Here is a 23,224-nt window from a genome sequence, read left to right as displayed (position 1 = left end):
GACGGGCATCAGGCGGTCGGGTCGTAATCGGCCAGCCGCTTTCCGGGCTCATCGGCAAAGATCTCGGGCAAGGGCGTGACGCTTTCGATTAGGTCAATGCGGAACACGCGGAAGGCATCGCGCAGCTCGCACCAGGCGGTCAGGGTCCAGACCCTGCCCCAGTATTCCATGTGCAAGGGGCGGATTGTGCGTTCGGTCAGGGTTCCGTCGATGCGCCGGTAGGTCAGCCGCAGTTTCTGGCGCGATTTGATGGCCGCTCGGATCGGCGCCATATGCGCCAGCCCGCGCGCGGCATCGGCAAAGGGATAGACGGCGAATTTCCACGCATCCGCCTCGGCCACCACCTGGGTGGGCAGTACTGCGTCGATCTTGGCGGCCAGCGACTCCGCGGCGGCCTTCAGGTCGGGGTCGGCGGCCTCGGCCACGATCGCCATGCCGAGGTTCAGGGCCTCAAGCTCGGCCGGGCTGAGGTTCAGCGGGGGCAGGGTGATCTGCTCGCGCACCATGTAACCCACACCGCGTTCGCCCTGGACGGGAACGCCCGAAGCCACCAGTGTGTCCATGTCGCGATAGATGGTGCGGACCGAAACCTCGAGCCGGTCCGCGATGTCCTGCGCGCGGTGCAGTTTGCCGTCGCGCAGGATCTGGATGATGTCGAACAGGCGGTCAGTGCGGCGCATGACACGCCGTCCGGACCGCGATCAGGCGGTCATGTTCCATAGCACTTTCTCATGGCGCATCTGGATGCTGGCGGGGTCGATCGCCGCCATCAGACCGGCGGCAAAATCCTGCTGTGGGAACTGCGCTGCGGCGTCCTGTGCGGCCTTCATGTCGGTCCAGATGACATAATCGGTCCAGCGGCCATCCTCGCCCTGGCTCAACTGTCGGTGGGCAAAGCCGCGAGCCGCACGCACGAAGGCCTCGGTCGTCTGGCTGAGCCTGACGAACTCTTCCGGCGTGGTGCCATCAGCGAGGGTGAAGGTGACGATTTCAGCAACATGGGTCATGTGAGTCTCCGTTGACCAGGTTTCGATGCCCTGTTCCTAGTCGTCTGCAACTGACATAAACCTGTCAGTTGAAAATTGCCAGCCCGCAAAAACCACATGAGCGGCCCGGATTTGAACGCGGATTTGACTTGCGTCACTTTTTTCGATGGCCCGGTGGGCGTAGACACGAAGTCAGATCACATTCCCGGCGCGTTGCGCCGACGTAGAAGGAGAAGAGACATGCTCAACAATATCGGCCTTCCCGGCCTGCTGCTGATCGCCGTCGTGGTGCTGGTGCTGTTTGGCCGCGGCAAGATCAGCTCGTTGATGGGTGAGGTGGGCAAAGGCATCACCGCATTCAAGAAAGGCGTAAAGGAAGGCGGCGAGGAGATCGAACAGGACGCGTCTGAGCTGGCCAAGGACGTCACGCCCGAGACCGACAAAGACAAGGTCTGATCGCCCATGTTTGATCTGGGCTGGACCGAGCTGCTGGTCATCGGCATCGTTGCCCTGATCGTCGTGGGGCCCAAGGACCTGCCGGTTCTGTTCCGCAATGTCGGACGGTTCATCGGCAAGGCCCGGGGCATGGCACGCGAATTTTCAAGCGCCATGAACGAGGCGGCCGACCAGGCGGGCGTGAACGATATCAAGAAAGGTCTGGACGCGGCCACCAACCCGGTGGGCAGTGCGATGGATGGCGTCAAGCAGGCCGCGCAGGACATGGCCAAGAGCATGGATCCGACCAAGTTCGACCCCGACAGCGAAACCGGCAAACTGGCCGCTGAACGCGCCGAGCAGGCCAAGAAGATCCAGGCTGCCACCGCCCGTGCCGCCGCCGAGCGCAAGGCGAAAGAAGCCGCCGAGGCCATGGCCAAGGCCGAAGAGGCCGAAGCCGCGCTGAAAACCGAAGGCAAGACATGAGCAAGACCGACGAGATCGAGGATACCTCGGCCCCCCTGATCGAGCATCTGGCCGAGCTGCGCACGCGTCTGATCCACAGCGTCGTGGCGTTTTTGATCGGTATGATCATCTGTTTCACGGTTGCCACGCCGATCTTCAACTTTCTGACCCAGCCCCTGTGCGATGTTCTGTCCGAGCGCGGACAGGACTGCGACCTGATCTTCATTTCGCCGCAGGAGGGCTTCTTCGTGGCGATCAAGGTCTCGCTCTTGGGTGGGTTCATTCTGGCCTTTCCGTATATCGGCATGCAGATGTGGCGGTTCGTGGCGCCGGGGCTCTACCGGTCCGAGAAGAACGCCTTCCTGCCATTCCTGCTGGCCTCGCCCTTCATGTTCCTGCTGGGCGCGAGCTTTGCCTTTTACGTGGTCACCCCGCTGGCCTATGACTTCTTCCTTGGATTCCAGCAATTCGGGGCCGAGGGTGAGGCTGTCGCCGAAGGCGCATCCGCGCCGCTGAGCGTGGTGTTCCAAGGTTCGGCGCAGGAATATCTGAACCTGACGATCAAGTTCATCGTGGCCTTCGGTCTGTGCTTCCAGCTTCCGGTTTTGTTGACCCTGATGGGCAAGGCCGGGCTGGTCAGCGCCGAAGGTTTGGGCGCGGTGCGCAAATATGCCGTGGTGGGCATTCTGGTTCTGGCCGCCATCGTGACCCCGCCGGACGTGATCACCCAGATCATTCTGTTCGTTGTGGTCTACGGCCTGTACGAGATTTCGATCTTCCTGGTGGCCCGGGTCGAGAAAAAGCGCGAAGAACAGCTGCGGGCCGACGGCTATTATGACGATGAAGAAGCAGCCGATGACGAGCTGATGGCAGAGTTTGAGGCCGAAGACGACAAGTAAACCCGAGCAGTGAATGGGGAAGGGCGCGCCTTGACGGGTGCGCCCTTTCTTCATCCGGGTCTTGTTGGCGGCCCATGAACGTGGTTGAAATCGGCCGCAAGACTTCGGAGGACCCATGGACGACCAAGCCCTGAACCGCATTGCCGACGCATTGGAACGCATGGCCCCGGCGCCGCTGGCTGCGCCTGATTTCTCGGCCGCCCCCGCTTTTGTCTGGCACATTGCGCCCGACCGGCTGGAGCCGGTGCACCATGTCAACCGCGTTGATCTTGACCTGCTGGTGGGCATCAACCGGTCGCGCGATACGCTGTTGGACAACACGCGCCGCTTCGCGGCCGGGTACAAGGCAAACAACGCGCTGTTGTGGGGTGCCCGCGGTATGGGCAAGTCCAGCCTTGTCAAGGCGGTGCACGGCACCCTTCAGCCCGAGTTTCCCGACCTGAAGCTGGTTGAGCTTCAGCGCGAGGACATGGGCTCGGTCGCGCGGTTGCTGAACCACCTGCGCGCTGCACCTTTCCGGTTCATCCTGTTCTGCGACGACTTGTCGTTCAGCCATGACGATCAGCACTACAAGTCGCTGAAGGCCGTACTGGATGGCGGGATCGAGGGTCGGCCCGAAAACGTGGTGTTCTATGCCACGTCGAACCGCCGCCACCTGATGCCGCGCGACATGATCGAAAACGAACGCTCGAGCGCGATCAACCCGTCCGAGGCAGTCGAGGAAAAGGTTTCGCTGTCCGACCGGTTCGGCTTGTGGCTGGGGTTTCACCCCTGCGATCAGGACGAATACCTTGCGATGATCGACCGGTATTGCGCGGCTTATGGCGTCAGCGTCGATGCCGACGCTCTGCGGGCCGAAGCGATCGAATGGCAGGCCACGCGCGGCGCGCGTTCGGGCCGGGTGGCGTGGCAGTTCTTTGTCGATCTGGCGGGCCGGCAGGGCGTCCATATCGAATGAAAACGGCGCCCGTCATGGGGGCGCCGCTGCAACTTGCAAGGGATCTGGCCGAACGGTCTCAGCCCAGCATGGATAGCAGGCGCGCGGCCTCGTCCGAGGGGCTGGCCAGCTTCGACCGATCCTCCCCCGGGAAGAAACGCGCGCGCAGGGCTGTTGCCATAGGCCTGGGCTGCAGAACATGAACCTTTGGCCCGGTGCGCACGGTTTCGGCGGCCCAGCTGCGCGCCATGGCAATCTGCGCAGCCTTGGTTGCGCCATAGGTGGCGCAGAACTTCTCGCCGGCACGCGGGTCGTCAAAGAACACCGCCTGTCCAGCCTCACCCAGCAGGGGGGCGACATAGGGAATCAGAACCGAAGTCGCGGTGGCGTTCACGTCCACGGATTTCTGCCAATCCTTGGGGTCGATGAAATTCGCAGGCGTCAGCGGTGCGGTGTGGATGGCCGTGTGCAGCCACAGGTCCAGCTTGCCCCAGCGGTCATGGATGCCGCGGCACAGTGTGGCCATGGCATTGGGGTCGGCGATATCCATCGGCGCCAGGGTGGCCGCGCCTCCTTGGGACTTGATGCGGTCATCCAGATCTTCCAGCCCGCCTGTGGTGCGGGCAACGGCGACGATGTGGTATTCGGGTGCCAGCGCCTCGGCCAGGGCGGCTCCCAGCCCACGCGACGCGCCGGTAACAAGGGCAATTTTGGTCTGATCGGTCATGCGCGGGGTTTGAACCCAAGCGCGCAGCCCGTCAAGCCCGGATCAGCTTCCGGGGATGGCGATGCGCTGGGTCCGGCCGCTTTGTCGCAGTATGATGCCGTCCTTGTCGATGGCCACGATCGTGCCCGAACCAAAGCGGCTGCCTGTCTTGACCTCTTTAACCCGTCCCGACGATGAGCGCATCAGGGCGCGCATGTCGTTCTGCGGGCCAAAGACGCCCAGGACGGTCGTACCATTCTTGCTGAGCGCGCCCTTCTGCGTGGCCGCGCTGTCAACTCGGGGATTTGCCATGTGAACTGGCCGGCCCGGTGGCCCGGCCTCCGTGTGATTGCGTGAGTGAGCAGCCGGCTGGCTAGCAGAGCCAAAGGGGAAGGAAAAGCCGGTGCAGCAGCTTTCGGCCATCTTTTGCCACGCGGACCGGGGCCATGAAAAAAGGGGCCCTGCGGCCCCTTGGAGAAGTCTCTGAATTCCGGCCTTATTCGGCCGCCGGTTGCATCTTGAACCCTTGTTCAACCATATCCGCCGGAGTGACGGGATACTCGCCCGAGAAGCATGCATCGCAGTATTGTGGGCATTCTTTGCTGCGACCCTGCGATTCGCCGACCGCCCGGTACAACCCGTCCAGCGAGATGAACCGGAGGCTGTCGACCGCCAAATGCTTGGTCATCTCTTCCTCGGTCATCGTGGCGGCCAACAGCTTTTCGCGCTGTGGCGTGTCCACACCGTAGAAACAGGGCCAGGCCGTGGGAGGCGAGGCGATGCGGAAATGCACCTCTTTCGCACCGGCATCCAGGATCATTTCCTTGATCTTGCGGCTGGTTGTGCCGCGCACCACCGAGTCGTCGACCAGAATCACCCGCTTGCCCTCGATCAGGGCGCGGTTCACGTTCAGCTTGAGCCGCACGCCCATGTTGCGGATTTGCTCGGTGGGTTCGATGAAGGTGCGGCCCATGTATTGATTGCGGATGATACCCATTGCATAGGGGATGCCCGACTCCAGCGAGTACCCAATGGCCGCTGGTGTGCCGCTGTCGGGCACGGGGCAGACCAGATCCGCCTCGACCGGGCTTTCCTTGGCCAGCTCGCGTCCGATGGCCTCGCGGGTCTCATAGACCGAGCGTCCACCCAGAATCGAGTCTGGGCGCGAGAAGTAGACATGCTCGAAGATACAGAACTTGCTGGGTTGTCGGCGGAACGGGAAGTGGCTTTCAACGCCGTTCTGGGCATTGATCACCACCATTTCGCCGGGCTCAATCTCACGTAGGAATTCGGCGCCGATGATGTCCAGCGCGCAGGTTTCCGAAGCCAGGCACCAGCCATCGCCGATTTTGCCCAAAACCAGCGGGCGTACACCCAGGGGGTCGCGTACTCCGATCAGCTTGGTGCGGGTCATGGCCACGACCGAGAAGGCGCCCTCGACCCGGCGCAGCGCGTCCTCCATCCGTTCTGGGATGTTGCGCTGCAACGACCGCGCCATCAGGTGGATGATGCATTCGCTGTCGGACGAGCTCTGGAAGATCGAGCCGCGCTCGATCAACTCGCGCCGCAGGGCGTTGGCGTTGGTGATGTTGCCATTGTGCGCAATCGCAGCGCCGCCCATGGCAAACTCGCCGAAAAACGGTTGAACGTCGCGGATGGCGGTCTGGCCCTTGGACCCGGCCGTGGAATAGCGCACATGCCCGATGCCGATCGGACCGGGCAGGCTTTCGATGATGTCGGACGAGGTGAAATTGTCGCGCACATAGCCGAACCGGCGGGCCGAGTTGAAGCCAAGCTGCGGGTCGTGGGTGACGATCCCGCCGGCCTCTTGCCCGCGATGCTGCAGGGCGTGCAGCCCCAAAGCGATGAAACTTGCGGCATCCTGGACGCCGACGACACCGAAGATCCCGCATTCCTCGCGGAGTTTGTCGTCATCGAACGGGTGGGCGGGGGGCATCTGCGGGCTTGGCAAGACGGGCAGCTCCGATTCCGTTGCGGGTTGGCCCTCACATAATGCCTAAACCCGCGCATGTCATCAAAGGATCACAAATCGTTTTGCCGCAGCGCGGTTTTGGGGTTCAATGATGGGCGGAAATATCGCCACCGCAGGTGTTCCGAGCAGTGCTGGCCTGCGGTCCCAAGCCAAGATGGAGGTGGGCATGTGGCAAGGCCGACCCGGACCCAAGAAGGAAGAACGCGTCAAGCGAAGGTGTCATCGGTGCCGCGGAATGGGACGCGCGCCTTGTCAGATCTGCATGGGCAAAGGTGAGGTTCTGAAAGGCCGCGATCACCTCGGTCGGCCGCAATTCAATCGTTGCGATGGCTGTTTCGGCCTGAAGACGTCGCGCTGTTCGGTTTGTGGTGGCGAAGGGTTCGTCTGACCGGCAAAAAGAAAAAGCCCGGCCAGGGCCGGGCTTGGTCTGCAATTCCGGGTAGCCGTTATTGACCCTGCGAATCCGCGGTGCACGTTGCCACCAGTTGTTCGTATTGCGTGGTGACCCAGCCCAGAGCGGCCTCGGGGTTCTGCTCTTCGATCTTGTCGCTGAACTGTTCGAACACCTTGGCCGAGCGGCTTTCGTCCACGATCGTGTAGGACTGACCGGTCATGACGGTGTCATAGACAAAAAAGGCAATGGCCACCAGTAGGATACCGCGCGCGATGCCGAAGAAGAACCCCAGCGCCTGATCCAGCCCTCCCAGCGCCGACCGCTGCACCAGCGACGAAAACAGTGGGGTAAAGATACTGACCACGATCAGGGCCACGGCGAACACGGCGGCGAAACCGGTGATGACCGACAACTCGCAGCTGTCGCGCAGGAAATCCCCGACCACCGGGATTTCCTTGACCAGCGGCACCGCCTGCGGCGCAAAGATGAAGGCCAGTACGGCCGCGGCAACCCATCCGGCGATGGCCATCACCTCGCGCATGAAACCGCGTGAATAGGCCAGGATGCCCGACAGCACGACGATCAGGGCAACGACCCCGTCAATGATTGTAAAACCTTCCATGGCCCTCGCCTGTTCGTTTTTCTGCCCCTCGTGGCGCGAGCTTAACCTGCTCCGAAGGTTTCGCCAACAAACCCGGCCAGATCAGAGGGTCGGGTGAGTGTCAGACCTGCCACAGTGCCGGTTTTGCCACCTGCCGGAGCAATTGCCGATGTGAAACCAAGTTTTTGCGCTTCTTTCAACCTGTTTTCGGTTTGCGGTGCGGGTCTAAGTGCCCCGGATAGAGAGATTTCTCCGAAAACCACAGTGTCGGCGGGCAGGGCGGTGTCCTCGCGCGCGCTCAGCAGAGCGGCTGCCACTGCGAGGTCGGCTGCGGGCTCGCTGATCTTCAGGCCCCCGGCCACGTTCAGATAGACGTCGAGCCCCGCAAAGGGGATGCCGCAGCGCGCTTCGAGCACGGCGAGGATCATCGCAAGCCGTCCGCTGTCCCAGCCGACGACGGTGCGGCGGGGCTGTGAATGGGGCGAGGGCGCGACCAGCGCCTGCAGTTCGACCAGAACCGGCCGGGTGCCCTCGATGCCTGCGAAAACGGCCGAGCCGGGGCTGGGCGTGCCGCGTTCCGACAGGAAAAGGGCCGAAGGGTTGGTGACCTGCGCCAGACCTTTCCCAGTCATCTCGAACACGCCGATCTCGTCAGCGGGGCCAAATCGGTTCTTGACCGCGCGCAGGATACGGAACTGGTGGCCGCGCTCGCCCTCGAAATAGAGGACGGTATCGACCATGTGTTCGACCACGCGGGGGCCGGCGATCTGGCCTTCCTTGGTGACGTGGCCGACCATGATGATGGATACGCCGTGGCGCTTGGCAAAGCTGGTCAGTTCATGCGCGGCGGCGCGGACCTGGCTGACCGATCCCGGCGCGCTGTCGACATTGTCCGCCCACATGGTCTGGATCGAATCGATTATGGCAAGGCCGGGTTTCTCGGCCTCAAGCGTGGTCAGGATGTTGCGCAGGTTGGTCTCGGCGGCCAGCTGCACCGGCGCGTCTTCAAGCCCCAGACGGCGCGCGCGCATGCGGACCTGCGCACTGGCTTCCTCGCCCGAGACATAAATGGTTTTCAGCCCCGACCGGGCAAAGCGCGCGGCGGCCTGCAGCAGCAGGGTGGATTTGCCGATGCCCGGATCGCCGCCCACCAGCAGGGCCGAGGCCGGGACCAGCCCGCCGCCCAGGACACGGTCCAGTTCCTCGACACCGCAGACTGTGCGGGGGGGCGGGGCCTCCTCGGTAGAGAGGTCAGTCAGGGTTACAGCTTGGCCGCGCTTGCCGCCCAGAGATTTTTTGGCTGGGCCAGCCGACAGCGGGGTTTCCTGGACAATGGTGTTCCACTCGCCACAGCCGTCGCAGCGCCCGGACCAGCGGGTATGCGAGGCGCCACAGGCCGAGCAGGTAAAAGTCGTCATCTTTGCCATGGAGCCTTTGGTGCCCGAGGATGGAAGGTTCTTCAAGCCCCCGTGGCCCGAAAGCCGAACGGGCGAGCCGCGGCGTCAGGCCCGGCGGGCCATCCTTCACGGCGGGTGCTGGTGCACTTGGGGGGCGTGCTATTCAGCAGCCCGCGGGGGCATGGCGATGACACTCGTGGCAGTCGGGTCGCTGTCGTCGGGCGGGGTCTGCAATTGGGCGGACAGCTCGGGCAGGAGCTCGAACAATTCGTCTCGCAGGCGGGTCAACTGGGACTTGGCTATCGATTCCTCGATCTCGATGTCGCGCGTCCACTGGCGCAGCTCGTGCTGGATCGTCTGGGCCTCTTCGATCCGCTGCTGGAACAGCTCGACCTCTTCCTGCCGCTGTTGCAGGAACGCCCGCGCCCGGGCGACCTTGGCCGCGCCATAGGTCTCGGCCAGTTCGTGGCTGACCTGGCTCATCTGTGCGGCCAGTTCCAGGATCTCGGGTTCCAGCGATTGCAGGTTGGGATGGTCACGGAGGAACGCCATGCGCTCTTTGACCGCGTCGAATTCCGAGGCCAGCGCGAACACGCCGCTACGGTCGGCCGCATGGGCGATCTGGTAGGCGTCGATTATGTCCTGCATCTGCAGCGAGAACGTCCGATGCGCGTTTTCCAACGCCATCATGCGCGCGCTGGAGGGCAGGTAGAAGGCGAGCATCAGAACCAGAGCGGTCAGTCCGGTCTGGATGTAGATGCCGGCGTTCGGGATGTCCTGCCCGCCCAAACCAGCCTGCATCGTCAGCCAGGGCCAGACCTTCACGGTGGCAAGCAGGGTCGCGGACACGGCAAACAGGGCGGCGGCGCAGACCAGGAAAAACGTCAGTCGCAGGAATACGTTCTGGAAATGAATTGAAATCGAATGGAGGGCGGCCATGGCAGTCCTACTCCTTTGGAAACCGGTAATACCGGGCCCGGGCGGAGTATCCATCAAACGTGCAAGACGGTCCGCGTCGGACCCTGAAACAAAAAAAGACTTGGCTGCTCGAATACTGGCCATCATAGCCAGAAATGCGTTTTCAATCAATCAGGTCCGGAGGTTTCGTGAACCAAGTTTCACTTCGGTAACGTATCCCAGCGCGATCGAGGCAAGGATGCAGCCGGTGAACAGGTACAGGCCCCACGCCGTTTCGATCGTTGCGTATGAGATGCCCTTGGCCAAGGTGATGTAGAGCGCAATTAGGAAGATATCGGCCATGGCCAGCTTGCCCATGATGTTCAGCGCCGGTTGGACACGCGGGTCCAGCAGGCCCCATTGGACCAGCACGGTACCGATGGTTTTGATGTATGGGGCAAACAGGGCAAAGACGGTAACGACCAGCGCGAGGAAGATGTCTGATTTCCAGAGGGATTGAAGGCCGGTGATGACGCTGATCTCGCTGAGGCCGAAGATCGGCAGCAGGCCCGCGCGCATCAGCGGGGCGAACCACGCGATGGGGTAGAGGATCAGCAGCGAGAGGGTGGCGAGGCGGAGGGTCATCTTTTTAGAATTAGGTGCTCATGCCTTTGATAGAAAGCGCCATACCAGCAGCATAGAGCAGGAAGATGGCTCCAATGAGGAGGTCAGATTGCAATTTGTATGATACGGAAGATCGCAATTTGAAGTGCAGAACAGCCCCAGATAAGACGTATCCTGCCAAAATCGGCGAAAGAGAAATTGGACCTGTTATGCCAAACAATTGTGACAGCAAAACCCCAATTATCATTCCGGGCAAAATGCCCACAGCCATAGAGAAGATTACTGGGAGGAAGACTACCTCAGCTCTTAGGAAGTGTGGCACGCCAGATTTTTCGCCGATGAAGTGAATCAGAAACCACGCAATTGCTACCGACACCGGGTAGGAGAATAGAACTTGCTGCAATACGAGTATTGCATGGTCCATCACCGCACCGCCTCAATCGGCCCTTCCGCACTCCCACTGATGAACTGCTCCACATAGGGATCACCCGAGGAATCCATCTGGCTGACCGGACCGGTCCACTGGATCACCCCGTCATGCAGCATCGCCACGTTGTCGGCGATCGCGCGGACGGAACTCATGTCGTGGGTGATGGTCATTGCGGTGGCGCCCATCTCGGTCACGATTTCGCGGATCAGATCGTTAATGACGCCCGACATGATCGGGTCCAGCCCCGTGGTGGGCTCGTCGAAAAAGATGATCTCGGGCTCGGCGGCGATGGCGCGGGCCAGGCCCACGCGTTTCTGCATGCCGCCCGACAGCTCGGAGGGGTACAGATCGGCCACATTGGCGCGCAGGCCAACGCGGCGCAGCTTGTCGATGGCGATCTCGCGGGCCTCGTGTGCCGGGCGCTTGAGCGAGCCGCGCAGCAGACGAAAGGCCACGTTCTGCCAGACGGGCAGGGAATCGAACAGAGCGCCGCCCTGGAACAGCATGCCGAACCGGGCCAGAAAGGCATCGCGGTCGCCGGTTTCGGCATCCTGACCATCGACATAGATCTTGCCGCTGTCAGGCTTGATCAGGCCGAGGATGCATTTCAGCGCCACCGATTTTCCGGTGCCTGACCCCCCGATGATGACCATCGAGGTGCCCGTGGGAATCTCCAGGTTCACGCCCCGCAGAACATGGTTGTCGCCAAAGGCCTTGTGTACGTTCTCCAACCGGATCATAGCGAGAAGAACACCCCTGTCAGAACGAAGTTTGCGGCCAGGATCAGCACGGCCGCGGCCTCGACCGAGCTTTTGGTCGCGCGGCCCACGCCCTGGGCGCCGCGGCCCGAGTGCATGCCGTAATAGCAGCCCATGATGGCGGCGATCACCCCGAAGGCCGCGCCCTTGACCAGAGACGACAGAATGTCGAGCGGTTCCAGGAAATCGACGGTGTTCTTCAAATAGGCCGCCGGGTTGAAGCCCAGGTTCTGCGTGGCCACGGCATAGCCGCCCGCGATGCCGATGATGTCACCCACCGCCACCAGCACGGGCACGGTGATCAGCGCCGCCAGAACGCGCGGGGCGGTGAGGTATTTCATCGGGTGGGTCGACAGGGTGACCAACGCGTCGATCTGCTCGGTCACCTTCATGGTGGCGATTTCAGCCGCGATCGACGAGGTGACGCGGGCTGCGATCATCAGGCCGACCATGACGGGGCCCAACTCGCGCACCATGCCGATGGCGACGATCTGGGGCACCACGGCCTCGGCATTGAAACGCGCGCCGCCGGCATAGATCTGCAGCGCCAGCGCCCCGCCGGTGAAGATGGTGGTCAGCCCAACAACCGGCAAGGACAGCCAGCCGATGTTCAGCAGGGCCACGCCGAATTCACGCGGGTAGAAGGGCGGGCGAAAGATGTGCGACACCGCATCCAGAGCAAACAGCGCCACGCGGCCGAAGGCGGCCAGCAGGTTCAGGACCGCGCGGCCCAGTTCGCCAAGCCATGTGATCGGGTTCATTCGACGTAGCCCCGCGAATAGCGGCTGCCGAGTGAGGTCAGGATCTCGTACCCGATGGTGCCCGCGGCCTCGGCCAGATCGTCCACCGTCTGGTGGCCGTTGAGAATGCGCAGACGTTCGGGCGTGTGCGGCAGGTCGGTCACGTCAACGGTGATCAGATCCATCGAGATGCGTCCCACGACCGGGCAGGGCATGTCACCGGCGAAGGTGTCGATGCCGCCGCCGATGGCGCGGTGGAGCCCGTCGGCATAGCCCGCGGCCACCGTGGCGATGCGCGACGGGCGGCGGGCCTTCCAGGTATTGCCATAGCCGACGGTTTCTCCGACGGCCAGATCGCGCACCTGGATTACCGGAAGATCGACGGTGACGACCGGCCTGGCCGCAGCGAAGGGCAGGCCGCCATACAGGCCGATGCCCGGGCGGCACAGGTCGAAATGGTATTCAGAGCCCAGCAGCATGCCACCGGTGGCGGCCAGCGACCGGGGGGCCGAGACGCCCTCGGTCATGCCCCGGAATGCCTCGAGCTGCTGGCGGTTCATCGGGTGGTCGGGTTCGTCTGCGCAGGCCAGGTGCGACATGACCAGCACCGGGTTCAGTGCCTCGGCCCGGTTGCGCAGGGCGGACCAGTCGGCGGGCTCCAGCCCCAGGCGGTTCATGCCCGTGTCCAGTTGCAGGCCGAACGGATGCACCGGCAGCGCCTGGATGTGGCGCTGGAATTGTTCGGGCGAGTTGAGCAGCGGCACTAGGTCGTGATCGCGCAGCAGATCCGCATCGCCTTCCATGTGGCCGGAAAAAACGAAGATCAGAGGCCCGGGACCGATCGCCCGGCGCACGGCGGCGCCTTCCTCGGCCACGGCAACAAAAAACTTGCGCACGCCTTCCTCGGCCAGCGTGCTGGCAACGGGGCCGGCACCCAGACCGTAGGCGTCGGCCTTGACCACGGCGCCGGTCTCGGCATCGGTTTTGGCGTCCAGCGCTCGCCAGTTTCCGGCCAGCGCGTGAAGGTTGATCGTCAAACGTGCGGTACTCATGATCCGTTCATGACATCGCGCCGCACGAGGTCAAGGGGGAATGCGCCACAAATGAGCGGAATCTCCGCGACTTGGGCAGCATGTGGCCGGGCCGCGCGCAAAAGCGGGCGCGTTCGACGGCCACCCGCATTGTTCCCCCATCAGGGTCAAAGCCAGCGAATGACCCCAATCGTTCACATGGTCGACTGAGTAGAGGGGGTCAGTAACCCTCGATCTGGGCACCCTGCTGCCAGGGTTTGACAAGGTTGCCGAACCGGGTGAACTGCGCCTCGAAGGACAGCTCGACCGTGCCGATGGGGCCGTGGCGCTGTTTGCCGACGATGACCTCGGCCTTGCCGTGCAGGCGCTCCATCGCCTGCTTCCATTCTTCCATCTTCTCCAGCTCGTGATCGCCGGGCTTTTCGCGCTCTTTGTAGTACTCTTCGCGGAACACGAACATCACCACGTCGGCGTCCTGCTCGATCGAGCCGGATTCGCGCAGGTCGGACAACTGCGGGCGCTTGTCGTCACGGTTTTCCACCTGACGCGACAACTGCGACAGGGCGATGACGGGGATGTTCAGTTCCTTGGCGATGGCCTTCATGCCCATCGAGATCTCGGCGATCTCGTTCACGCGATTGTCGGACATGCCGCGGCACAGCTGCAGATAGTCGATTACCAGCAGGTCCAGCCCATGCGTTCGCTTGAGCCGACGCGCGCGCGCCGCCAGCTGGCTGATCGGCAGAGCCGGCGTGTCGTCGATGAACAGCGGGCAGGCCTCCAGCGCCTTGGCGGCGTCGACGAAACGGCGGAACTCATCCTCGGTCATGTCGCCCTGGCGGATCTTGTGGCTGGAAATCTCGGACGCTTCGGCCAGGATCCGCCCCGCCAGCTGCTCGGCGCTCATTTCCAGCGAGAAGAAGCCGACGACGCCGCCATCGACCGCCCCTTCGGTGCCATCGGCACGGATGCCGCGCTTGTAGGCCTTGGCCACGTTGAAGGCGATGTTGGTCGCCAGCGAGGTTTTTCCCATCGACGGCCGCCCCGCAAGGATGATCAGGTCGGACGGATGCAACCCGCCCAGCTGCTTGTCCAGATCGATCAGCCCGGTCGAAATCCCGGCCATGCCGCCGCCGCGCTGATAGGCTTCGTTGGTGACGTTCACCGCCTCGGTCACGGCCTTGAGGAAGGACTTGAACCCTTGTTCGGTCTGGCCCTGCTCAGACAGCTGGTACAGCTTCTGCTCGGCTTCGACGATCTGTTCCTTGGGTTCGCTGGCCACATCGACCCGCGCCGCCTTGTCCGAGATGTCGCGACCCAGCCGGATCAGCTCGCGCCGGATCGCCAGGTCATAGATCATCTGGGCATAGTCATGCACGGCAAAGGCGCTGATCGAGGCGCCGGCCAGCTTGACCAGATAGGCCGGACCGCCCAGTTCTTTAAGGCCTTCGTCCTCGGCCAAAAAGGATTTCAGCGTCACCGGCGAGGCCAGTGCGTTCTTGGCGATGCGCGCGGCGGCGACTTCATAAATACGGGCATGGACCGGGTCATAGAAATGCTCGGGCCCGATGATCGAGGCGACCCGGTCATACAGGTCGTTGTTGGTCAGGATCGCGCCAAGAAGCTGCTGTTCGGCTTCGATGGAATGCGGCATGGTCTCGGCGTTCTGAATCTGCGCCGCTGCCTGCTCGATACTGCTGATTTCGTTCATTTCGTCCCCGCTGCCTGTCCCGAGGTTCTACACGCAGACCCGCTGTTCAAGCTATCTGGAAATACCTGTGGCTAACTGCGGGTAAAGCCATGGGATAACTTTCCAGACCGTTTGGATGTTATCTTGATTGTCGCCTATTATGTAGGAAACGGTGAAAAAGTCACCAGATATCGCGGTGACTGGGCTGATTCCCTCACAGTTATCCCCATCTCATCCACATCTGACCTAAGGCTGTTTGTTGGCCTCCTGCCAGCCGCGCGGGTCGTTCAGGAAGGCTTCGACCCCGTCAAGTGTTTCGGCATCAAAGGCTTGCTGAGCCTTGGCCTCGGCCAGAACGTCCCACCAAGTGCACAGGTGGTGCAGCTGCACGCCATGATCGCCCAGCGTCTTTTCGGTTTCGGGGAAGATGCCATAGTAGAAGATCACCGCCGTATGTGCGCAGGTGGCGCCGGTTTCGCGGATCGCGTCCACGAAGGACAGTTTCGAGCCGCCATCCGTGGTCAGGTCCTCGACCAGCAGCACGCGCTGGCCTTCGGTCATGGCCCCTTCGATCCGGGCGTTGCGGCCATAGCCCTTGGGCTTCTTGCGCACATAGGTCATCGGCAGAGCCATGCGTTCGGCCACCATCGCGGCGAAGGGGATGCCCGCGGTTTCACCGCCGGCGATGTTGTCGAAGGCTTCGAACCCGGCATTCCGCATGACTGTGACCGTCAGGAAATCCATCAGGGTCGACCGGATGCGCGGGTACGAGATCAGCTTGCGGCAATCGATATAGGTGGGGCTGGGCAGGCCACTGGCCAGCGTGAACGGCTCACGCGCGTTGAAATGCACCGCCTTGATCTCCAGCAGCATCCGCGCGGTCAGGCGGGCGATTTCCGTGCTGTCGGGAAAGGAACTGGGGATCATGGCGGGACCTCGGTGCTGAAATGACGTTGCGGGCTGATAGCCTGCGGACCGGCCCGATGTCGAGAGGGGTTGGCGCAAAAGAAAAGCGGACCTCGCAAGAGGTCCGCTTGATGCCCGGATGGGCAGTTGAGGCAGCCAAGGTGGGCTTAGCTGCTCATGTCATAGGCCCGTTCGCCGTGGACCGACAGGTCGAGCCCGTTCGTCTCGGTCTCGGCGTCTACGCGAAGCGGGGTGACAAGCGCAACCACCTTGATCAGCACAAATGTGACAACTGACGTAAAGGCACCCACGATCACCAGCCCGCCTAGCTGTGCGGTCCAAGCGCCCAGGCCGAAGACGGCGATCATGATGGTGCCGAAAATGCCGCCCACGCCATGCACGGCGAACACGTCCAGCGTATCGTCGATGTTCAGCACGTTGCGGACCACGTTCACCGCCTCTTGGCACAGGATGCCGGCGACCGCGCCGATGATCAGCGCCTGAACCGGATCGACATAACCCGAGGCCGGAGTGATCGAGGCCAGACCCGCGATGGTCCCGGTGACCAGACCGACCAGCGAGGCCTTGCCATATTTGATCCGCTCCCACAGCGCCCAGCTGAGCGATGCGGTGGCGGCCGAGATATGGGTGACCGTCAGCGCCATGGCCGCGCCGCCATCCGCGGCCAGTTGCGAGCCGCCGTTGAAGCCGAACCAGCCGACCCACAGCATCGCGGCCCCGATCATGACGAATCCGGGGTTGTGCGGCGGGGTTGTGCGGTTCTTACGCGGCCCCAGGACCCAAGCGATGATCAGAGCGGCCAGACCAGCGGTTTCGTGCACCACGATTCCACCGGCGAAATCGCGCACGCCGATTTCACCTAGAATGCCGCCATCGGTCAGGATTCCTCCGCCCCAGATCCAATGAACCACCGGCGCATAGCACAGCAGCATCCACAGGCCCGAGAAGACTAGCACGAAGCCAAAGCCCACGCGCTCCACATAGGCGCCGACGATCAGGGCCGGGGTTATGATGGCAAAGGTCATCTGGAAGGCAAAGAACAGCACCTCGGGCAGGGTGCCCGACAGGCTGTCGGCATCGACGCCGTTCAAAAACGCCTTTCCCAGCCCGCCCCAAAGGCCCGAACCGCCGTCGCCGAAGGCGATCGAGTAACCCGCGACCAGCCACAGGATGCTCATCAGGCAGGCGATCGCGAAGCAGTGCATGAAAACGCTCAGCACGTTGCGGGCGCGCACCAGCCCGCCATAGAACAGGGCCAGGCCCGGCAAGGTCATGAACAGGACCAGCGCCGTCGCGACGATGATCCAGGCGGTATCGGCTCCGTTCATTGGGCCGTTCTCCTCTTTCCTGAAGCTGCGCCAAGGGGCGCGGTGTGAGTGACGTGCCGTGGGTTCAACCGAACGGACGCCGAGGAAAAAAGAGGCAGGGTGCGAAAAAGGTGCCTGTTTTGGCGTCCTTTTTCCAAGTGGTGACAAAAAGTGCGCCCTATCCGGACGAGTGCAAAAAATTTAAGCGAGTTCGGAAAGGCCGTTTTGCAGCAGTTTCAGCGCATGATCCCGCGCCGAGCGTCGGACATTGGCGCGGCCTGCGGCGCCGAACTCTACGGTTTCGGTCAGGGTAGGGCGGCCTGTGAGGGCAAGGCCGAAACAGACCCGGCCTTCGGGCTTGAACTCGGACCCGCCGGGTCCCGCGATGCCGGTGATCGAGACTGCAAGCTGCGCCTGAGAATGCGCCATCGCACCCTCGACCATCTCGCGGGCGACCTCTTCAGAGACGGTTCCATGGGCCGCCAGGGTCTCGGCGCGCACGCCCAGCATGTCCTGCTTGGCGGCGTTGGAATAGGTGACGAAGCCACGGTCAACCACGGCCGAACTTCCGGGAATGTCGGTCAGCGCGGCGGCGACCATACCGCCCGTGCAGCTTTCGGCGGTGGCGATCATGACGTTCAGCGCCTTGGCGCGGTCGAGCAGTTCGGCGACGGTCATAGGCCCAATACTCCGTGTGCTATCCCGGCCAGGATCAGAACGCCCACGGCCGCGAACGCGCCCGCGATCACGTCGTCCAGCATCACGCCCAAGGGGTCGCCGCGCCGGTCGGCCCAGCCGATGGGGCCGGGTTTGGTGATGTCGAACAGGCGGAACAGTAAAAACGCGGCGATCCAGCCCGGCCACAGGGCGGTGACCGCGATGTCATGCGCCCAGGCCGGATAGGACACGGCCCAGATAGCGATGAACTGGCCCGCGACCTCGTCGGCGACGATCTCCGAGGGGTCGTGATCGTCCTGCCCGGCGGTCATGACGCCGGTGGCCCAGGTGCCGGCCACAAAGACGGCGACGGTTGCGACGGCCAGCAGCGGGAAGCCACCCAGCAGGTGCAGCGCCAAGGCCAGCGGCAGTGCGGCCAGCGAGCCCCAGGTGCCGGGGGCAGGGCGCAGATATCCGACCCCGCCGACGGTTCCGATCAGGCGCGCCAAGGTCATGGTTTCACCAGACAGGCGGTCGCGAGGGCGGCGATGCCTTCCTTGCGGCCGGTAAAGCCCAGCCGCTCGGACGTGGTGGCCTTGATCGACACGCAGTCGGCCTCCAACCCCATGATTTCAATCATTTTTTGCCGCATCGCCGCGGCGTGCGGGCCGATCTTGGGGTATTCGCAGACCAGCGTGCAGTCGATGTTCGAGATACGAAAGCCCATGCGCGTGGCCAGATCCACCGCATGGCGCAGAAAGATCTCGCTGGCGGCGCCTTTCCACTGCGGGTCGGACGGGGGGAAGTGCTGGCCGATATCGCCCTGCGCCAGCGCGCCATAGATCGCGTCGGTGACGGCGTGCATGCCAACATCCGCGTCGGAATGGCCCTGCAGCCCCCGATCATGCGGGACCTCGACGCCGCACAGGATAACGTGATCGCCCGGCCCGAACCGGTGCACGTCATATCCGTTGCCCAGCCTTACATCCATGTCTGACCTCAATATCCGTTCAGCCCGGGCAAAATCCTCGGGCCGTGTGATTTTCAGATTGTCCGCGTCGCCTGGCACGATGGCCACGTTGATCCCGGCGGCCCGGGCAACCTCGACATCATCGGCGGCCCCGCCGGAGTGCGCTGCATGCGCGGTCACGATGGCGTCATAGCGGAACCCCTGCGGCGTCTGCGCGGCAAACAGGCCCGCACGATCTCGGGTGCCCGTCACTTGGTCGTCGGCCCCGGTCCACAGCGCATCGGTCACCGGCAGCCCAGGTGCCGCGGCGGCGTGGGTGTCGAGGGCCGCTAGCACGTCACCAATGACCCGCGCGCTGACACAGGGCCGGGCCACGTCATGGATGAGAACCTTGCTGACGCTGCGATCAGCCAGTGCTTGCAAGCCGTTGCGCACGGATTCGGCCCGGTCGGCGCCGCCGGGCGCAAGGATCAGGCCGCTGTCGGCGAATTCCGTCCAGGCCGCGGGGTCGTCGGGAGACAGGACCAACACGACCAGCGGCACCTGCGCCTTGATCCGTTCGATCGTCCAGTCGGCCACACGCCGCCCGGCCAAAGGGCGCCACTGCTTGGGCTGGCCTCCTCCGGCGCGAAGGCCGCGCCCGGCGGCGACGATGATGGCGGCGGTTGTCATGTTTGTGTTTCCGAACTTCGCTTAGCTCCCGTGTTTAGGCGGCGGTGAAAGCAGAGGCAATCACTCGCGGTAATCTGATTAATAATTGGGCACATGATGATTTTGCGGGCTTGCGGGCCGTGGTTTTGTTGTTCATACGGGCCGGATTCGATATGAAAACCGCAAATGCTTAAGGATTAGGCACGTTGACGCTGCGCATTGCCGAGAAAATTGTGACCCCGCCGGTTCTGCTGGCGCCGATGGCCGGAATCACCGACCGGCCCTTTCGCGACCTCGTTATGCGGTTCGGCGCCGGGATGGTGGTCAGCGAGATGGTCGCCAGCCAGGAGATGGTGCAGGCCAAGCCGGGCGTGCGCGAACGGGCCGAGCTATCGGCTGATGTGGAAAACACTGCCGTACAGCTGGCCGGGCGCGACGCCTATTGGATGGCCGAGGCCGCGCGGCAGGTCGCCGATCGGGGCGCGCGGGTGATCGACATCAACATGGGCTGCCCGGCCAAGAAGGTGACGAACGGCTATTCCGGCTCGGCGCTGCTGAAGACGCCCGACCACGCCCTGACCCTTATCGAGGCGGTCGTGGGCGCGGTGGACGTTCCGGTGACTCTCAAGACCCGGCTGGGGTGGGACGACACTCTGCTGAACGCGCCGGACGTGGCGCGGCGGGCGCAGGAGGCCGGCGTTCAGATGGTGACGATCCACGGGCGCACGCGCTGTCAGTTCTACAAGGGCGAGGCGGATTGGGCCGCGATCCGCGCGGTCAAAGAGTCTGTCAGCATTCCGGTTGTGGCCAATGGCGACATCACCAGCCCCGGACGTGCGCAGACAGCGCTGGAGCGGTCGGGTGCGGATGGCGTCATGGTCGGCCGTGGAGCGCAGGGCAAACCGTGGCTGCTTGCGCAGATCGCGCACGAGCTGTGGGGGACACCGGCGCCAGAGGTTCCCGAAGGTGACGATCTGGCCGACATAGTGCGGGCGCATTACGAGGCGATGCTGGGGTTCTATGGCGCCGATCTGGGGCTGCGCGTCGCGCGCAAGCATCTGGGCTGGTACATGGACGAGGCCAGAACGCCGGCGTCGCTGCGCCGCGTGGTCCTGACCTCGCGCGATCCGGCCGAGGTTCTGCGGCTGATCGGCGACGCGTTGACGGAAAACGCCGAGGTGGCAGCATGATTTCGGATCAGGTCATCTGGGCTTCTCTGCCGGTTCCGGCCTTCATTATCGACCCCGAGGATCGCATCGCCGATATCAATTCCTCGGGTGAGGGGTTCCTGAACGCCTCACGCAAATCGGTGGTCGGGCATCCGGTCTGGGACCAGATCGCCGTGGACGCGCCGTTGGAAGAGGCTTTCACGCGCGCCCGCCAGCAGGGCACGCCGCTGTTCGTGAATGATGTGGATGTGGGTTCGGGCAATCGCGCGCCGCTGCAATGCGCGTTGCAGATCGCGCCGTTGCTGGGGCATCCGGGGTCCATGATCATGATCGTCTCGCCGCGCGAACTGGCCAGCCGCATGACCCGCGGCAACACGGTCAAATCGGCGGCACAGTCGGCGATCGGCATGGCCGAGATGCTGGCCCACGAAATCAAGAACCCGCTGGCCGGGATCACCGGTGCTGCGCAGTTGTTGAGCATGAATATCGGCCCACAAGACCTTGAACTTACAGATCTTATCGTGGCCGAAAGCCGCCGGATCGTGAAGCTGCTCGAACAGGTTGAGCAGTTCGGAAACCTATCGCGCCCCGACTTCAAGCCGGTCAACATCCACGATGTTCTGGACCGCGCGCGCCGCTCGGCGCTGCTGGGCTTTGGAGCCGACATGACCATCATCGAGGATTACGACCCCTCGTTGCCACTGGCTTATGGTGACCCGGATCAGTTGCTGCAGGTGGTTCTGAACCTGCTCAAGAACGCGTCCGAGGCGGCCGGTCCCGAGGGCGGGACGATCCGCCTGCACACTTATTTCGAACATTCCTTCCGTCTGCGGCGCAGTGATGGGTCGGGCCACTCGCTGCCGCTGCAGATCGAGATCATCGATAATGGCCCGGGCCTGCCCGAGGACATCCGCAGCGACATTTTCGACCCGTTCGTATCCGGCAAGGAAAACGGGACCGGGCTGGGTTTGGCGCTGGTCAGCAAGATCGTGTCCGACCACGACGGTTGGATCACGGCCGAGTCGGTGCCGGGGCGGACGGTCTTCCGGCTGTCGCTGCGCCGCGCGCCGCGCGAGGCAGGGCAGGACAAAGAATAATCAAGGAGAACACCAGATGGATGGCACGGTACTGGTTGCAGATGATGACAGAACGATCCGGACGGTTCTGACCCAGGCCCTGACGCGGGCGGGCTGCAAGGTGCATGCGACCTCGTCCCTGACAACGCTGATGCGTTGGGTCGGCGAGGGCAAGGGCGACGTGGTGATCTCGGATGTGGTCATGCCTGATGGCAACGGGCTGGAAATGCTGCCCAAGATCGCGCAGGACCGGCCGGGCCTACCGGTGATCGTGATCTCGGCTCAGAACACGATCATGACGGCGATCCAGGCGGCCGAGGCGGATGCCTATGACTATCTGCCCAAGCCGTTCGACCTGCCGGACCTGATGAAGCGCACCGCCCGCGCGCTCGAGCGCAAGCAGCGCGCACGGTCCGAGCCGGATACGCCGAGCGAAGAGCGCCCCGACGATCTGCCGCTGGTCGGTCGTACCCCGGCGATGCAGGCGCTGTACCGTCTGGTCGCGCGGGTAATGAATACGGATCTGTCGGTGCTGATCTCGGGCGAGAGCGGCACCGGCAAATCGTTGATCGCGCGGGCTATTCACGATTTCTCGGACCGGCGCACGCTGCCCTTTGTAACGGCTGCCGCCGCGGATCTGAGCGACCTTGAAGGCCCCGCGCGCGTCATGGCGCGGGTACGCGGCGGGACCCTTCTGTTCGACGAGATCGGCGATCTGGACGACGAGATCCAAGCCCGTATCGTGCGGATGATGGATACGCCCGGCGATCACGTTCCGCGTTTCATGGCCACCAGCCAGACCGACCTGACCGAGGCGATGGAACGCGGCCAGATCCGGCAGGACTTGTATTACCGCCTGTGCGGGGCCACGATCCAAGTGCCCGCCCTGCGCGAGCGCGTCGACGACATCCCGCTGCTGGCAGAGCATTTTCTGGCTCGGGACGAGCGAGACACCGGTGTGAAACGCTGGCTTGGGCCCGAGGCGGTTGAACTGGTGCGCCGCTATTCCTGGCCGGGCAACGTGCGACAGCTGGAAAACGCCATCCGACGGCTGAGCCTGACCAGCCGGTCTGACGAGATCACCAAGGCCGAGGTTGAGGCGGTTCTGGGCAGCCAGCCCGAGGCCGAGCCTCTGTTGGGCGGGGGAGAGCGCGAAAAGCTGTCGTCGTCGGTCGCGCGCCATCTGCGGCGGTATTTCGACCTGCACGGGAACATGCTTCCGCCGCCGGGCCTGTACCAGCGCATCCTGCGCGAGGTCGAGGCGCCGCTGATCGAAATCGCGCTGGAGGCAACGGGCGGAAACCAGGCGAAATGCGCCGATCTTTTGGGGATCAACCGGAATACGCTGCGCAAAAAAATCACCGATCTCGATATTCAGGTGACACGTCGCCGTAAACTGATGTAATATCGCCACACAAACCGTGGCATCCGGGCATGCGCCCGGCAAGGACCACGACATATGGCGGTAAGTCGCGCAAGCGGCA

Annotated in this window: 26 protein-coding genes; 7 read left to right on the top strand and 19 right to left on the bottom strand. The window is 63.4% G+C overall.

Annotated features, from left to right (window positions below; genetic code table 11):
• Window positions 1-8 precede the first annotated feature (8 nt).
• Both AC2FME_RS00910 and AC2FME_RS00905 read right to left on the bottom strand, forming a co-directional pair.
• On the bottom strand, window positions 9-680 hold the full coding sequence (locus AC2FME_RS00910) for a helix-turn-helix transcriptional regulator (RefSeq protein WP_496686262.1): 672 nt from the start codon (window positions 678-680) through the stop codon (window positions 9-11).
• Window positions 681-701: 21 nt separating this feature from the next.
• Window positions 702-1,007: a hypothetical protein gene (locus AC2FME_RS00905; RefSeq protein WP_480753377.1), complete on the bottom strand. Its 306-nt coding sequence runs from the start codon at window positions 1,005-1,007 to the stop codon at window positions 702-704.
• Window positions 1,008-1,226: 219 nt separating this feature from the next.
• Here AC2FME_RS00905 and AC2FME_RS00900 point away from each other — a divergent pair, with 219 nt between their 5' ends.
• The 4 genes from AC2FME_RS00900 to AC2FME_RS00885 all read left to right on the top strand — a co-directional run bounded on the left by AC2FME_RS00900 (window position 1,227) and on the right by AC2FME_RS00885 (window position 3,743).
• On the top strand, window positions 1,227-1,442 hold the full coding sequence (locus AC2FME_RS00900; protein ID WP_496678054.1) for a twin-arginine translocase TatA/TatE family subunit: 216 nt from the start codon (window positions 1,227-1,229) through the stop codon (window positions 1,440-1,442).
• 6 nt (window positions 1,443-1,448) lie between these two features.
• A complete protein-coding gene (gene tatB, locus AC2FME_RS00895; protein ID WP_496678057.1) occupies window positions 1,449-1,907 on the top strand; it encodes a Sec-independent protein translocase protein TatB in 459 nt (152 codons plus the stop codon).
• Window positions 1,904-2,785: a twin-arginine translocase subunit TatC gene (gene tatC, locus AC2FME_RS00890; RefSeq protein ID WP_496686259.1), complete on the top strand. Its 882-nt coding sequence runs from the start codon at window positions 1,904-1,906 to the stop codon at window positions 2,783-2,785. Before tatB ends, tatC begins: the two co-directional genes overlap by 4 nt.
• Window positions 2,786-2,900: 115 nt before the next feature.
• Entirely contained in the window at window positions 2,901-3,743 is an 843-nt protein-coding gene (locus AC2FME_RS00885) for an ATP-binding protein (RefSeq protein WP_496686256.1), read from the top strand.
• 58 nt (window positions 3,744-3,801) lie between these two features.
• On the opposite strand, the gene AC2FME_RS00880 is transcribed toward AC2FME_RS00885, so the two are convergent.
• From AC2FME_RS00880 to AC2FME_RS00800, 17 genes are all read right to left on the bottom strand, one after another.
• Complete coding sequence (locus tag AC2FME_RS00880; RefSeq protein WP_496799361.1) at window positions 3,802-4,449, bottom strand: SDR family NAD(P)-dependent oxidoreductase; 648 nt, start codon at window positions 4,447-4,449, stop codon at window positions 3,802-3,804.
• 42 nt (window positions 4,450-4,491) lie between these two features.
• A complete protein-coding gene (locus tag AC2FME_RS00875) occupies window positions 4,492-4,740 on the bottom strand; it encodes a hypothetical protein (RefSeq protein ID WP_496678064.1) in 249 nt (82 codons plus the stop codon).
• Between the two features lie 184 nt (window positions 4,741-4,924).
• On the bottom strand, window positions 4,925-6,385 hold the full coding sequence (purF, locus tag AC2FME_RS00870) for an amidophosphoribosyltransferase (RefSeq protein ID WP_496678066.1): 1,461 nt from the start codon (window positions 6,383-6,385) through the stop codon (window positions 4,925-4,927).
• A gap of 482 nt (window positions 6,386-6,867) precedes the next feature.
• Entirely contained in the window at window positions 6,868-7,437 is a 570-nt protein-coding gene (locus tag AC2FME_RS00865; RefSeq protein ID WP_496678068.1) for a CvpA family protein, read from the bottom strand.
• A 41-nt stretch (window positions 7,438-7,478) separates the two neighbouring features.
• The gene (radA, locus tag AC2FME_RS00860; protein ID WP_496678069.1) at window positions 7,479-8,843 is read right to left on the bottom strand and encodes a DNA repair protein RadA; all 1,365 of its coding nucleotides are present in this window, start codon (window positions 8,841-8,843) and stop codon (window positions 7,479-7,481) included.
• Window positions 8,844-8,972: 129 nt separating this feature from the next.
• Entirely contained in the window at window positions 8,973-9,752 is a 780-nt protein-coding gene (locus AC2FME_RS00855) for a kinetochore Spc7 family protein (protein WP_496799360.1), read from the bottom strand.
• A 150-nt stretch (window positions 9,753-9,902) separates the two neighbouring features.
• A complete protein-coding gene (locus tag AC2FME_RS00850) occupies window positions 9,903-10,355 on the bottom strand; it encodes a paraquat-inducible protein A (protein ID WP_496799359.1) in 453 nt (150 codons plus the stop codon).
• A gap of 10 nt (window positions 10,356-10,365) precedes the next feature.
• On the bottom strand, window positions 10,366-10,758 hold the full coding sequence (locus tag AC2FME_RS00845; protein ID WP_496799358.1) for a hypothetical protein: 393 nt from the start codon (window positions 10,756-10,758) through the stop codon (window positions 10,366-10,368).
• Window positions 10,758-11,504: an ABC transporter ATP-binding protein gene (locus AC2FME_RS00840; protein WP_496799357.1), complete on the bottom strand. Its 747-nt coding sequence runs from the start codon at window positions 11,502-11,504 to the stop codon at window positions 10,758-10,760. The genes AC2FME_RS00845 and AC2FME_RS00840 overlap by 1 nt, the downstream gene beginning before the upstream one ends.
• Complete coding sequence (locus AC2FME_RS00835; protein ID WP_496799356.1) at window positions 11,501-12,283, bottom strand: MlaE family ABC transporter permease; 783 nt, start codon at window positions 12,281-12,283, stop codon at window positions 11,501-11,503. Before AC2FME_RS00835 ends, AC2FME_RS00840 begins: the two co-directional genes overlap by 4 nt.
• Window positions 12,280-13,314, bottom strand: coding sequence for an alanine racemase (alr, locus tag AC2FME_RS00830; protein WP_496799355.1), 1,035 nt, complete (start codon window positions 13,312-13,314; stop codon window positions 12,280-12,282). Before alr ends, AC2FME_RS00835 begins: the two co-directional genes overlap by 4 nt.
• Before the next feature lie 199 nt (window positions 13,315-13,513).
• Window positions 13,514-15,004, bottom strand: a complete 1,491-nt coding sequence (locus tag AC2FME_RS00825) for a replicative DNA helicase (protein ID WP_496678081.1) — start codon at window positions 15,002-15,004, stop codon at window positions 13,514-13,516.
• A gap of 225 nt (window positions 15,005-15,229) precedes the next feature.
• The gene (locus tag AC2FME_RS00820) at window positions 15,230-15,910 is read right to left on the bottom strand and encodes an orotate phosphoribosyltransferase (protein ID WP_496799354.1); all 681 of its coding nucleotides are present in this window, start codon (window positions 15,908-15,910) and stop codon (window positions 15,230-15,232) included.
• Between the two features lie 146 nt (window positions 15,911-16,056).
• A complete protein-coding gene (locus tag AC2FME_RS00815) occupies window positions 16,057-17,238 on the bottom strand; it encodes an ammonium transporter (protein WP_496678084.1) in 1,182 nt (393 codons plus the stop codon).
• A gap of 180 nt (window positions 17,239-17,418) precedes the next feature.
• Window positions 17,419-17,895, bottom strand: coding sequence for a CinA family protein (locus tag AC2FME_RS00810; protein ID WP_496799353.1), 477 nt, complete (start codon window positions 17,893-17,895; stop codon window positions 17,419-17,421).
• Entirely contained in the window at window positions 17,892-18,389 is a 498-nt protein-coding gene (locus AC2FME_RS00805) for a phosphatidylglycerophosphatase A family protein (RefSeq protein WP_496796109.1), read from the bottom strand. The genes AC2FME_RS00810 and AC2FME_RS00805 overlap by 4 nt, the downstream gene beginning before the upstream one ends.
• Window positions 18,386-19,516 (bottom strand): bifunctional 2-C-methyl-D-erythritol 4-phosphate cytidylyltransferase/2-C-methyl-D-erythritol 2,4-cyclodiphosphate synthase, encoded by a 1,131-nt coding sequence (locus AC2FME_RS00800; RefSeq protein ID WP_496799352.1) that lies wholly within the window; start codon window positions 19,514-19,516, stop codon window positions 18,386-18,388. Before AC2FME_RS00800 ends, AC2FME_RS00805 begins: the two co-directional genes overlap by 4 nt.
• Window positions 19,517-19,701: 185 nt before the next feature.
• Between AC2FME_RS00800 and dusB the strand changes: the two genes are divergently transcribed.
• Genes dusB through AC2FME_RS00785 form a run of 3 tightly spaced genes read left to right on the top strand, consistent with a single transcriptional unit; the run spans window position 19,702 to window position 23,145 of the window.
• Window positions 19,702-20,685: a tRNA dihydrouridine synthase DusB gene (gene dusB / locus AC2FME_RS00795; protein ID WP_496799351.1), complete on the top strand. Its 984-nt coding sequence runs from the start codon at window positions 19,702-19,704 to the stop codon at window positions 20,683-20,685.
• A complete protein-coding gene (locus AC2FME_RS00790) occupies window positions 20,682-21,761 on the top strand; it encodes a two-component system sensor histidine kinase NtrB (RefSeq protein WP_496678094.1) in 1,080 nt (359 codons plus the stop codon). Before dusB ends, AC2FME_RS00790 begins: the two co-directional genes overlap by 4 nt.
• Before the next feature lie 16 nt (window positions 21,762-21,777).
• Complete coding sequence (locus AC2FME_RS00785) at window positions 21,778-23,145, top strand: response regulator (protein ID WP_496686227.1); 1,368 nt, start codon at window positions 21,778-21,780, stop codon at window positions 23,143-23,145.
• Window positions 23,146-23,224: the final 79 nt, after the last annotated feature.

It is taken from the genome of Ruegeria sp. BHSC026 (assembly GCF_059613065.1).
Note: the sequence above shows the minus strand (reverse complement) of the source record. Positions and strands in the feature narration are given on the sequence as shown.

Coding starts and splice junctions, on each gene's coding strand:
- AC2FME_RS00845 (WP_496799358.1), bottom strand. CDS start 10,758: ATGGACCATGCAATACTCGTATTGCAGCAAGTTCTATTCTCCTACCCG.
- AC2FME_RS00815 (WP_496678084.1), bottom strand. CDS start 17,238: ATGAACGGAGCCGATACCGCCTGGATCATCGTCGCGACGGCGCTGGTC.
- AC2FME_RS00835 (WP_496799356.1), bottom strand. CDS start 12,283: ATGAACCCGATCACATGGCTTGGCGAACTGGGCCGCGCGGTCCTGAAC.
- AC2FME_RS00865 (WP_496678068.1), bottom strand. CDS start 7,437: ATGGAAGGTTTTACAATCATTGACGGGGTCGTTGCCCTGATCGTCGTG.
- alr (WP_496799355.1), bottom strand. CDS start 13,314: ATGAGTACCGCACGTTTGACGATCAACCTTCACGCGCTGGCCGGAAAC.
- AC2FME_RS00820 (WP_496799354.1), bottom strand. CDS start 15,910: ATGATCCCCAGTTCCTTTCCCGACAGCACGGAAATCGCCCGCCTGACC.
- AC2FME_RS00880 (WP_496799361.1), bottom strand. CDS start 4,449: ATGACCGATCAGACCAAAATTGCCCTTGTTACCGGCGCGTCGCGTGGG.
- AC2FME_RS00850 (WP_496799359.1), bottom strand. CDS start 10,355: ATGACCCTCCGCCTCGCCACCCTCTCGCTGCTGATCCTCTACCCCATC.
- AC2FME_RS00855 (WP_496799360.1), bottom strand. CDS start 9,752: ATGGCCGCCCTCCATTCGATTTCAATTCATTTCCAGAACGTATTCCTG.
- AC2FME_RS00875 (WP_496678064.1), bottom strand. CDS start 4,740: ATGGCAAATCCCCGAGTTGACAGCGCGGCCACGCAGAAGGGCGCGCTC.
- radA (WP_496678069.1), bottom strand. CDS start 8,843: ATGGCAAAGATGACGACTTTTACCTGCTCGGCCTGTGGCGCCTCGCAT.
- AC2FME_RS00825 (WP_496678081.1), bottom strand. CDS start 15,004: ATGAACGAAATCAGCAGTATCGAGCAGGCAGCGGCGCAGATTCAGAAC.
- AC2FME_RS00840 (WP_496799357.1), bottom strand. CDS start 11,504: ATGATCCGGTTGGAGAACGTACACAAGGCCTTTGGCGACAACCATGTT.
- AC2FME_RS00905 (WP_480753377.1), bottom strand. CDS start 1,007: ATGACCCATGTTGCTGAAATCGTCACCTTCACCCTCGCTGATGGCACC.
- AC2FME_RS00790 (WP_496678094.1), top strand. CDS start 20,682: ATGATTTCGGATCAGGTCATCTGGGCTTCTCTGCCGGTTCCGGCCTTC.
- purF (WP_496678066.1), bottom strand. CDS start 6,385: ATGCCCCCCGCCCACCCGTTCGATGACGACAAACTCCGCGAGGAATGC.
- AC2FME_RS00805 (WP_496796109.1), bottom strand. CDS start 18,389: ATGACCTTGGCGCGCCTGATCGGAACCGTCGGCGGGGTCGGATATCTG.
- tatC (WP_496686259.1), top strand. CDS start 1,904: ATGAGCAAGACCGACGAGATCGAGGATACCTCGGCCCCCCTGATCGAG.
- AC2FME_RS00800 (WP_496799352.1), bottom strand. CDS start 19,516: ATGACAACCGCCGCCATCATCGTCGCCGCCGGGCGCGGCCTTCGCGCC.
- AC2FME_RS00810 (WP_496799353.1), bottom strand. CDS start 17,895: ATGACCGTCGCCGAACTGCTCGACCGCGCCAAGGCGCTGAACGTCATG.
- tatB (WP_496678057.1), top strand. CDS start 1,449: ATGTTTGATCTGGGCTGGACCGAGCTGCTGGTCATCGGCATCGTTGCC.
- AC2FME_RS00900 (WP_496678054.1), top strand. CDS start 1,227: ATGCTCAACAATATCGGCCTTCCCGGCCTGCTGCTGATCGCCGTCGTG.
- AC2FME_RS00910 (WP_496686262.1), bottom strand. CDS start 680: ATGCGCCGCACTGACCGCCTGTTCGACATCATCCAGATCCTGCGCGAC.
- AC2FME_RS00885 (WP_496686256.1), top strand. CDS start 2,901: ATGGACGACCAAGCCCTGAACCGCATTGCCGACGCATTGGAACGCATG.
- AC2FME_RS00785 (WP_496686227.1), top strand. CDS start 21,778: ATGGATGGCACGGTACTGGTTGCAGATGATGACAGAACGATCCGGACG.